This window comes from Paenibacillus sp. FSL H8-0280, from assembly GCF_045040665.1.
GTDB lineage: Bacteria > Bacillota > Bacilli > Paenibacillales > Paenibacillaceae > Paenibacillus > Paenibacillus xylanexedens_A.
This window is the reverse complement of the sequence record NZ_CP150296.1, coordinates 6,061,516-6,071,228: the sequence shown is the minus strand read 5'-3', so window position 1 is coordinate 6,071,228 and position 9,713 is coordinate 6,061,516. Positions and strand designations below refer to the sequence as shown.

General features: G+C 44.2%; 10 protein-coding genes. 6 read left to right on the top strand and 4 right to left on the bottom strand.

The window, feature by feature from the left end; translation table 11 throughout:
• Window positions 1-47: 47 nt before the first annotated feature.
• The gene (locus tag MHI12_RS26555) at window positions 48-698 is read right to left on the bottom strand and encodes a nitroreductase family protein (protein WP_405170780.1); all 651 of its coding nucleotides are present in this window, start codon (window positions 696-698) and stop codon (window positions 48-50) included.
• A 129-nt stretch (window positions 699-827) separates the two neighbouring features.
• Between MHI12_RS26555 and MHI12_RS26550 the strand changes: the two genes are divergently transcribed.
• A complete protein-coding gene (locus MHI12_RS26550) occupies window positions 828-1,193 on the top strand; it encodes a MerR family transcriptional regulator (RefSeq protein WP_405170779.1) in 366 nt (121 codons plus the stop codon).
• 43 nt (window positions 1,194-1,236) lie between these two features.
• On the opposite strand, the gene MHI12_RS26545 is transcribed toward MHI12_RS26550, so the two are convergent.
• Both MHI12_RS26545 and MHI12_RS26540 read right to left on the bottom strand, forming a co-directional pair.
• On the bottom strand, window positions 1,237-1,911 hold the full coding sequence (locus tag MHI12_RS26545; RefSeq protein ID WP_405170778.1) for a VOC family protein: 675 nt from the start codon (window positions 1,909-1,911) through the stop codon (window positions 1,237-1,239).
• A 21-nt stretch (window positions 1,912-1,932) separates the two neighbouring features.
• A complete protein-coding gene (locus MHI12_RS26540; protein ID WP_249913244.1) occupies window positions 1,933-2,799 on the bottom strand; it encodes a LysR family transcriptional regulator in 867 nt (288 codons plus the stop codon).
• Between the two features lie 184 nt (window positions 2,800-2,983).
• Here MHI12_RS26540 and MHI12_RS26535 point away from each other — a divergent pair, with 184 nt between their 5' ends.
• Complete coding sequence (locus tag MHI12_RS26535; protein WP_341009014.1) at window positions 2,984-4,165, top strand: MFS transporter; 1,182 nt, start codon at window positions 2,984-2,986, stop codon at window positions 4,163-4,165.
• A gap of 41 nt (window positions 4,166-4,206) precedes the next feature.
• On the opposite strand, the gene MHI12_RS26530 is transcribed toward MHI12_RS26535, so the two are convergent.
• Window positions 4,207-5,175 carry a helix-turn-helix transcriptional regulator gene (locus MHI12_RS26530; RefSeq protein WP_405170777.1) on the bottom strand — a complete coding sequence of 323 codons (969 nt, stop codon included), beginning with the start codon at window positions 5,173-5,175 and terminating at the stop codon, window positions 4,207-4,209.
• Window positions 5,176-5,262: 87 nt separating this feature from the next.
• Here MHI12_RS26530 and MHI12_RS26525 point away from each other — a divergent pair, with 87 nt between their 5' ends.
• The 4 genes from MHI12_RS26525 (at window position 5,263) to MHI12_RS26510 (ending at window position 9,711) form a co-directional block, all read left to right on the top strand.
• Entirely contained in the window at window positions 5,263-5,706 is a 444-nt protein-coding gene (locus tag MHI12_RS26525; protein WP_405170776.1) for a VOC family protein, read from the top strand.
• A gap of 227 nt (window positions 5,707-5,933) precedes the next feature.
• Window positions 5,934-6,458, top strand: coding sequence for a VOC family protein (locus MHI12_RS26520; RefSeq protein WP_405170775.1), 525 nt, complete (start codon window positions 5,934-5,936; stop codon window positions 6,456-6,458).
• 471 nt (window positions 6,459-6,929) lie between these two features.
• On the top strand, window positions 6,930-7,850 hold the full coding sequence (locus MHI12_RS26515; protein ID WP_307415990.1) for a PAS domain-containing methyl-accepting chemotaxis protein: 921 nt from the start codon (window positions 6,930-6,932) through the stop codon (window positions 7,848-7,850).
• A 148-nt stretch (window positions 7,851-7,998) separates the two neighbouring features.
• Window positions 7,999-9,711 carry a spore germination protein gene (locus MHI12_RS26510; RefSeq protein WP_405170774.1) on the top strand — a complete coding sequence of 571 codons (1,713 nt, stop codon included), beginning with the start codon at window positions 7,999-8,001 and terminating at the stop codon, window positions 9,709-9,711.
• Window positions 9,712-9,713 lie beyond the last annotated feature (2 nt).

Genomic DNA, 9,713 nt, shown 5'->3' with positions numbered 1-9,713 from the left:
ACTATAGCATCATCCATAGTCATTTTAGTCTTGAGAGTAGCTGTTGGTTACGCCCAAGTTGTAATCGTTTCAACCGGGAGACGATAGGAAGGATAGCCATCTTTGGCTGCTTTACCTATGGAGATCAACATCACGGGCTGGAACCGTTCTTTATCTAAGCCAAAAACTTCAGCAATTTGGCCTTTGTCATAACCGGCCATAGGGTTGGTATCATAACCATGGGCACGGGCAACGAGCATGAGTTGCATGGATATGAGGCCTGAGTCAATGAGGTTCATGTCACGCAATTCGGATGCGTTTATGTTCGCATAATAAGGTTTTACCTGCTGCATCTGCATATCCATGATATCTTGGGGCATGTACCCAAGTTCCACTGATTTGCTGAAAATCTCTTCCATGTATTCAACGTTGTTGGCATCGTAAAACACGGCAATGACAGCGGAAGACGTTAGTGCCTGTGTCTGGTTAAAAGAGGCCAGTGGTGCAAGTTTCTCTTTGCCTTCAGCACTGTCGATAACAAGAAAACGCCAAGGTTGCATGTTAATGGCCGAAGGGGCACGTGAAGCTTTCGCCAGTATTTCGGTCATCTCCTCGCGGCTGATCTTCACTTCAGGGTCGTAGGCTTTAACGGAATGGCGCTCCAAGACGATGTTATCAAAATCATTTGTTTTGTTGAATTGACCGGTAATTGTGTTCATATTGAAATCTCTCCTCATATCTATATTGGTGAGAGTAGGGTATAAATTATATCTCCATCTGTCTCACTATGAGGATTGTAAACTATGAAGTATACTTTATAGCAAGAAGAAGAAACGGGGGAAATCCATATGAAGATTAGTGAAGTAGCGAACCATGTAAACCTTCCGATATCCACGATTCGTTACTACGAGAAAATAGGTATTATCCCGGATGAACATATGCTGAGAGATCATAATAACTATCGAATATATGCGCAGAGCATTGTTCAGCATCTGGAAGTGGTCAAACAATGTTTAGCTGTTGGTTTTACGATCCATGAGATCCAATCTATGATCTCTAAACATGGGTTTTCAAGTAATGATCAAGCAAGCATTATCCAAGCGAAAATATCAGAAATTGAAGAAATACAAAAACAATTAGAGAATTCCAAACAAAATCTGTACGAAATTCTTAAATCGGATATCACGTGTGAGGATGGTTTTGGTAAGTATTAAGCCGGAAGTCCCTCTTGAGGTTTTCATTCAGTACGTTCTTACATCATATCGATTCAATCGAGTACATATCGTCCTGTATACGCAGATTACCGGGCTGCCCAGTTTCCACCTTCACCTCCGTAGCAAATACACCAGGTATACGTCCGTCTGGGAACCAGGGCATCTGTTTATCAATGACAATAAACATGCCTTCTGCATCACCCGTGGGGGAGAATTGTTTTCCGTCTCCGGCAAATGGTTCAAGTTGATAATGCTCATTCAATGAGTTCATTGTCTCAGGAACATCATCGACAGGCAGACCGATTTCACTAATACATAACAGATGCTTCGCTTCGAAAGCTTCATCAACTGCATTATCGAGTGAATGATGAGCGATAAATTCCATCAAGTTGCCGCTTGGATCATAAAAATAGAAGGCTGTTGCATCCCAGTAGGGGAAATAGAATTCATCCTGTCCATCTTTGGAGAGCAATGAAATGTTACGGTCTTGAGCCCACCTTTTTGCATCAGCAAGTTTATTCGTTGGAATCGTAAACGCTACATGATAGTAGGGCTTCTCTTGTTCTGGCGCCTTCTTGAAAGATAGTACCGAGTTCCCCGCACGGAATGAAACAAATGTTGTACCATCCTCCACAAGATCCAGTTCCAGTAGTGTACCGTAAAACTCTTTTATGGCCTCGACCTCATGTGTTAACAAATCAACTTCTCTTATTATCATTTTAATACCCTCCTTTTAATCTCACCTTTGATTGAAATACTCGATTGTTTTCTCAATAAATGCCTTGGCCGATTGCGTCAGGTAACGGTCGGACCGATGGATGATTTCAAAGTGCCGGTATGGCGGATCGTCTGTAATTCGGATGCAACGTAGCGTGGGCTCATTCATGGCTTTGATCAGAGGATAAGGCAGCAGTGTTCCTCCGACGTTGGCTTTGACCAGGCTAATGATAGAGGTTGCCGAACTGGTCTCCATGATGGTATTTAGGGTGAATCCATATTTACGGCAATAGCCATCGACCAATTCTCTGCCCGTGAATCCTTCGGGGAACATCACCGTTTGGATATCACGTAACTCCTGAATTTCAATTGTGCTTCGTTCAGCCCAATCATGATTCTCGGATACGACCAGTACATATTCTTCACTGCACAAAGGAATGCGTACAAGCCGCCTATCAGGGGCAGACGTGATCTCGATGCCGATGTCGACTTCATTTTCCAACACTTGATTTACGACATAGATCGAAGAGATAACCTTCAATTGCACCTTGGGGAATCGGGCATGAAAATCAACGAGCAACGGAGTGATACGGTAATCCAAATCGGATGGAAGAACACCAATAACCAATCGTCCCCGCTGATCATTCCGAAATTCAGCTAGCGCATCCTGGGTATTCTGTAAATGCCGGATCATCTGTACACAGTGCTCTAGAAACAGAGTGCCTGCCTGGGTCATCACAATTTTTTTGCCGACACGGTCAAACAAAGGAACACCAAGTTCATCCTCCAACCCACGTATTTGTTGACTCAACGTAGGTTGAGATATGCCAAGTTTCTCAGCTGCCCGTGTAAAATGAAGCTCCTCACACACTGTAATAAAGTTTTCCATTTGACGAATCTCCATTAATTCACCTCTAATCATTGGTTTTAGTAATCATTTTAATAGAAATAATAGTATTGTTCAATCATTATAATGATCCTATACTTAATTCGTGCACCACCCGAAGATCTTGTCATTAAAGAATAGGATCTTGGGTGAAGGCAACGAGACTACTCCCATGAGGTGATCCATAATGAAACTTTTTTATATTGTATTCGCGCTTATTCTGGCGTCACTGAACTTAAGACCACCGATTACTTCCATTTCTCCTCTGATGAGTACCATACAGAATGATCTGGGTTTGAGCGGCATGACCGCCAGTCTGTTAACTACACTACCGGTATTATGTATGGGCATATTCGCTCCATTCTCTGTAAGACTAAGTAGAAGGTGGGGGAACGAAGGAGCCATTGTGCTGGCTTTAATCCTTATTGGGATAGGTACGGGATTACGATTGTTCGTAGGCGCAACTCCGTTGATGATGTTCACTTCTTTTCTGTCAGGCGTAGGGATTGCATTGGCAGGGCCGCTGTTGTCCAGCTTCATTAAGCAGTATTTCCCTAACCGAGTGGCAGCCATGGTCGGCGTCTACTCTACAGCAATGGTGATGGGGGCTAGCATTAGTGTGGGATTGTCGGTTCCCCTTCAGCAGACGTTGGGTGGATCTTGGAGAGGTTCTTTGGCTACATGGGCATTACTCGCAGCCATTGCATTGCCGATCTGGTTAAAATTAGCTTGGTCTGCGCGTACAGAGCGGCAATCCGGACAAACTTCGGCTGTAGTCCATGCACCACTTCCGGTGAAGAACAGGCGTGCATGGGTGCTGACACTGTTCTTTGGACTGATGGCCGCGATCTTCTATTCATTAACTGCCTGGCTTGCGCCAGCCATTCAGAGCCATGGATATAGCCAAGAGACTGCTGGCAACATCCAAACGTTATTTACATTGATATCACTGCCCTCAACATTATTCATTCCCATGCTTGTACATCGGTACCAAAAACGTGTCTTCTGGCTTGTTGGATGTGCGATGTTGGAGTTAATAGGTGTCCTGATGCTGAATCTCTCTGTCAGTCCGTGGCTCGCTGCGATTCCGCTCGGGATTGGTGCAGGTGGACTGTTCCCGATTGCACTTATGTTGCCGATTGATGAGACAAACAATGCTCAGGAAGCGAGTAGCTGGTCGGCTATGACTCAATCTGGTGGCTACATTCTTGGAGCACTTGGGCCGCTGGCGATTGGCTGGCTCCGCGATCTAACAGGCAGCTTTGTGCAAGCATTTTATGGTTTGGCTATCATCATCGTGTTGCAGATTATCGTTCAATTGGCTATTGGCAATAAAAAAAGTTTAAAAGTTAGCCAGGAGCAGAGCTAAAAGGCATGTAAAGTAAAATGGATATAGAAATATGATGATCTTTATACATGATCCAATAAGTCCAGGTAGTACTGCCTTAATGCTTTCTGTAAGATGACGGGCTCCATAATCTTAATCGATTTACCATAGCCGGCAAGATATCTCACTATGAAATCAAGCTCGTGAGGTTCATACGAACCGACAAGATACATGTGTCCCCTCTTCTCGATGATCTGCATAGATGGGAAATGTTCTTGCTGGAATAGCTCCATCCCGGCTTCATCAATCAGGCATTTGAAAGGAATGGCTTGTTCCGATGGTTTCCATAGAGATTGGGCATCCTGTGAATAGAGTTCCTTTACATGAGTTAAAGGTTCAATCTCCGTTGTTTCGGCTGAAATGATGCGGTCGCAGCGAAATACACGATACGCTTGTTTATGCAGATCATAGGCCTGACAATACCAATAACCTTTCCTGGCATAGAGCGCGATGGGTTGAATGGTGCGGATATTGGTGTTTGCAGAAGAGGTCCTTTGATCAGAGGATCTACGCTGATTAGCGTACGTAATCTGGATCACTATATTCTGAACAGCAACCATCAACAGAAACTCCAAATGTGCACTGTCGCGGATCTGCTCGGTATGTTGGAAGTAAACCCGGTGTTGGATGTTCTCAATATCCTGTCGTTGCTTGTCGGATAACGCGTTCATAAATTTCTCATGAATGGTACGGAAAGAGACTTGAAAGGGTAAGCTGGAGAAGCTGCGGAGAGCCTGCATCGCAAAATAAAGGGCATGAAGTTCCCCCGTATTAAACGAAATGGGAGGCAGCTGCATCTGTTGCAACAGTCGATATCCGCCGTAGCGTCCATATTCGACATAGATGGGCGCACCTAACTCTTCCAATGAAGCGATATCTCTTAACGCGGTTCGTTTGGATATCTGGAACTCCTGCATGAGATCTTGCAGGGTGAACTGTTGTTTTTGATTAATGAAGCGCAGCATCTGGTTCATACGTTCTGATTTTTTCATATCAAACCCTCTTAATGGTGCCATGGATTGGCACCTTTCGTTGTTATAGTGATAAGTGTAATCCAGTAGGAAGAAGGAGGCAATATAATGAATTTTGAAGTGATACCATTTTTGTCGATGAACGGGGATGCGGCGGCAGCCATTGCTTTTTATGAAGAGTTTCTGGGCGCCAAGGTGATATTTAAGAAAAGTTATAAAGAGATGAAGGAGATGAACCCGGACTTCGAGTATCCTGCCGGTCAAGATGAGTATATTACACATTCGGTGCTGGAGATTGGGGTTAACAAAGTCATGATTGCGGAAGAAGCAATGGACACGGAGAGAGCATGGCAGCTGGGGAACAGCACGTCACTATGTATTCAATCCAAAGATAAAGATACAATCGATCAACTGTATCATTCTCTGATGCAACATGAGGGTGTGAAGGTACTGGTATCGTATGAACAAAATGAATTCAGCCCAGGATACGGTATTGTACGGGACCCATTTGGCATTGCGATTCAGCTATGTGTCACTGTGCATGATTTTTGAAATGAGTTCAGGCCACCGGTTAAGCACTCGGTATGTAAACCTGTAACTAACTTAAAAATATCAAAAAAGAAGAGCCATGAATATCATGCGCTCTTCTTTTTTTGGTTTCTATACAAGGTTGTTCGAGCAACCGATGGTTATAGCAGCCCTCTTTTCGTGTAAATCATATAGGTACGGATGTCGCTGTGTACAAGCAAGTTCAATGGATAAAGGAAAGAAGGGATAACATGATTACGAGAGGAATCGACCATATTGGAATAACTGTACCGGATGTGGAGCAGGCGACACTATTTCTGCAAGAGGCGTTTGGAGCTCAACTTGCCTATGACCATATAACGCCGGATGATCCCCCACAGGAAGGACCTAAGGCAGAGCGTAAATTAGGACTGCGTTCAGGAGCAAAGGTTATTCATATTCGGATGTTATCGCTCGGGGAGAGCGCCAGTATAGAGTTATTTCAGTACGCAAATTCAGCGCAATCGGAGCCAGTTAGGGCATCGGATTACGGATTGCAGCATATGGCGTTGTATGTGGACGATATGCAAGAAGCTGCACGACACCTCAAAGAAGCGGGCGGGGTGTTGCTAACAGAGCCTGGGGCGTTGACCGGTCATATTGAAGGCGGGGAAGGCAATCAGTTTGTGTACGGAAGGGCACCTTGGGGGATGCTGATCGAGCTGATCTCCTATCCTGCGGGCATTCAGTATCCGAATCACAGTGAAGCGAAGCGCTGGACACCACGAAAAAAATAATAAAGATGAGACTGGATAAGAAACAGGACGATGGACGACAAATCGTCCTGTTTCTCTTGTATATATGGGCTAAATGTTTAATAAAAAACAGAAATTATGTTACAAATACGTTACAAATACAGAAGTGTATACTTCTTTGCCTTATGTTACGATACGAACAAGTAGATACAGAGATATTTTACGGATAAGATAAGTTATAACGTCTCTTTTCTGGACGATGAACATGCTCCGAAAGTATGTTGATGGAAGCCTTTGATCCATGATATTGAAGAAGCATTAAAACGAAGGAACAACTATATATTTTGACTGAACAAGGTTTCGATAAAAATAAATAACAACAGGTGATCCAAAATGCTACAAATCGGGTATCAATAGTAGAGTCATTTAGAACCTGATGGATACATATGTTGTTATGATCGTTTTTGCTAGTTAAAGGCTGTCTATTATGGAATGAACTGTGGGGGTTATCAAGTGTCTATATTAGATATGGAAAAGAAAGATGTTGTCACCGATGCAATGGTCATCAAGGCGATGGAGAAAAGTCTTGCTATCATTCGATTTGATCTGGATCGCCGGGTAACCTACGTGAATGAAGTCTTTGCCCAGACGATGGGATATACGGTAGATGAGATGTACGGCATGAAGCATCAGCAACTGTGCTTCGGTCAATTTGCAAATACTCCGGACTATGATGCTTTTTGGAATAGCATATTTAATGGTGTCAGCTTCCAGGACAAGGTTGAACGCAAGGATGCAAAAGGGAATTCTGTATGGCTTGAGGCGACATATATGCCGGTGTACGATGAGACAAATCAGAAGATACTGGGTGTTTCCAAAATAGCGACCAACATCACCAACCGTCAGAACAACATTTCGGTCGTAGTGAATGAGCTGAAAACGATGTCTCATGAACTGAATGGGCAGGCAGATGTAGGTATTGAACGGAGCCAGGAATTAATGTCCAGTATCTCCTATATCTCTGAGGTGTCGACTTCTAACCGTGCAACGTTGACTCATTTGCAGGAACAGGCCGGATCGATTCAGGGCGTGGTACGAACGATACGCGAGATTTCGTCTCAGACGCAACTACTCGCGTTAAATGCTGCCATTGAGGCTGCACATGCAGGAGAATACGGACGAGGATTCGATATCGTGGCCAAGGAAGTTAAGAAACTATCCGCAATGGTGGAGAGTTCGATTAACGAGATTCGTGATAGCGTGACCGGAATAACGAAGGAGATTGGTAATATCACAGGTGGTACCAAAAAAGTAGAAGAATATGTGGAGCAGAGCCAGAAGCAGATTGAGATCGCATTGAATGATTTTACAGCAATTGCTGCTTCAGCTCACTTGTTGGATGCCAAAGCGGAGCATGTGACCAGAATCGTATAACAATATATAGTAATAGCGGTTCCTTGCACAGGAACCGTTTTTTTGTCGTTCAGTACTCAAAAAAACGGGAATTATTGTGATCAAACGGGGACACAATACTTGGGAATACCTGCAGCTATGTCATGCAGAGAAATGTTGGGGTGGGAACATGTGGTCAACAATTGTATCCTACGTGCCGGGTTGGTCCATATGGATTCAGGCATTCTTGGTCTTCATCATTCCAATTGGTATTACATTGAGCACGCGCTGGATCAATGCTGCCATTAAGCGCGGAAGCTTCTCTCGTTCTAAAAAACCGTCCATATCCTCGAAGGATATCTCGCCAGCAGCCAAAGGGCAGGGTGAAGGGACCGAAACAGGCCACTATGCCAATATTAAATTAACCGAAAAGTACAGCATAAATCTGACGAGTGTGAAAGAAAGCTTTGGGCTTAATGCAGACGTGCATATTCGGGAATTTATTATTAGGGGAACGAATACACGGGCTGCGGTCATCTATACCGAAGGCCTGGTAGATCAGGACTTAGTTGATGATCACTTGATTACACCGTTGATGTTCGAAGGTGTTCCTCTACTTAAGCAGGAGGGTTTCCTTCATCCAGACAACGCACACTTACTGTCGGCATATCTGCAAGATCAATTACTTCCTGTCAGTCTGGTTGAGGAGACGAAGTCCCTCCAAGAACTCGCAGTTGGTGTGTTATTTGGGAAAAATGCACTGCTGGTTGATGGTTTGCCAGGTGCTTTATTAATTGGAGCTCATAAGATCAAAACAAGAGGTATGAATGAACCCTTGTCAGAGGGACTGCTTCGTGGGCCACGTATTGGTTTTACAGAGCAATTAAGCGATAATACAGGCATTTTACGTCGTTATGGAAGTGATCAGAGCCTGTTTATTAAGAAGTATGAAGTGGGTTCACGAATCAAAAAAGATTTGGCGATAGCCTATATTCAGGATATTGCCGATCCAAATCTCGTTGCTGAAGTATGCAAGCGAATTGAAGAGATGGATATGGATTCGATGCTGGAATCAGGTTATGTGGAACAACTGATCGAAGACAGTACCCTGAGCCCTTTTCAACAGGTACTGAATACGGAGAGACCTGACCGGGTGATGGGTGCCCTTCTGGAAGGCCGAGTTGCAATTTTGTTGGATGGAACGCCATTTGTATTAATTGTACCGGTGACCTTTAGCATGTTGCTTCAGTCTCCAGAGGACTATTATGAACGCTGGATTCCTGGAACATTTTTGCGAGTGCTACGTTTTATGGCCGCTATGCTGGCATTACTTGCTCCTGCGCTCTATATCTCGTTTATCTCGTTCCATCCGGGTCTAATTCCAACCAAGCTGGTATTGACGATTATTGAAACGCGTACTGGAGTTCCATTCCCTTCAATTATTGAGGTACTCATCATGGAGCTTTCAATCGAAATTTTGAGGGAGGCAGGGATACGCTTGCCCAAACCGATTGCGCCAGCGATGGGAATCGTTGGAGGTCTGATTATTGGCCAAGCAGCGGTGCAAGCGGGAATAATAAGTCAATTTCTGGTCATTGTTGTTGCGGTAACTGCCATCTCTTCCTTTACGATTCCGGTCTATAGTGCGGGATTAACGCTAAGGATTCTACGATTTGCCGCTATGTTCAGCGCAGCCGTACTCGGATTGTTTGGCGTGGTTATGTTCTTTCTGCTTGTGTGTACACATCTGGCACGACTCTCAAGCTTTGGCGTCCCTTATGTTGGACCCGCGGTTCCTTATCACATGAATGAATGGAAGGATTTTGTTATCCGTGCACCGCTAAATATGATGAGAATGCGTCCCAAAATGACAAATCCGATAGATCAGGACCGAAAAAAATAAGT

Coding starts and splice junctions, on each gene's coding strand:
- MHI12_RS26510 (WP_405170774.1), top strand. CDS start 7,999: ATGTGGTCAACAATTGTATCCTACGTGCCGGGTTGGTCCATATGGATT.
- MHI12_RS26530 (WP_405170777.1), bottom strand. CDS start 5,175: ATGAAAAAATCAGAACGTATGAACCAGATGCTGCGCTTCATTAATCAA.
- MHI12_RS26520 (WP_405170775.1), top strand. CDS start 5,934: ATGATTACGAGAGGAATCGACCATATTGGAATAACTGTACCGGATGTG.
- MHI12_RS26555 (WP_405170780.1), bottom strand. CDS start 698: ATGAACACAATTACCGGTCAATTCAACAAAACAAATGATTTTGATAAC.
- MHI12_RS26540 (WP_249913244.1), bottom strand. CDS start 2,799: ATGGAAAACTTTATTACAGTGTGTGAGGAGCTTCATTTTACACGGGCA.
- MHI12_RS26545 (WP_405170778.1), bottom strand. CDS start 1,911: ATGATAATAAGAGAAGTTGATTTGTTAACACATGAGGTCGAGGCCATA.
- MHI12_RS26550 (WP_405170779.1), top strand. CDS start 828: ATGAAGATTAGTGAAGTAGCGAACCATGTAAACCTTCCGATATCCACG.
- MHI12_RS26525 (WP_405170776.1), top strand. CDS start 5,263: ATGAATTTTGAAGTGATACCATTTTTGTCGATGAACGGGGATGCGGCG.
- MHI12_RS26535 (WP_341009014.1), top strand. CDS start 2,984: ATGAAACTTTTTTATATTGTATTCGCGCTTATTCTGGCGTCACTGAAC.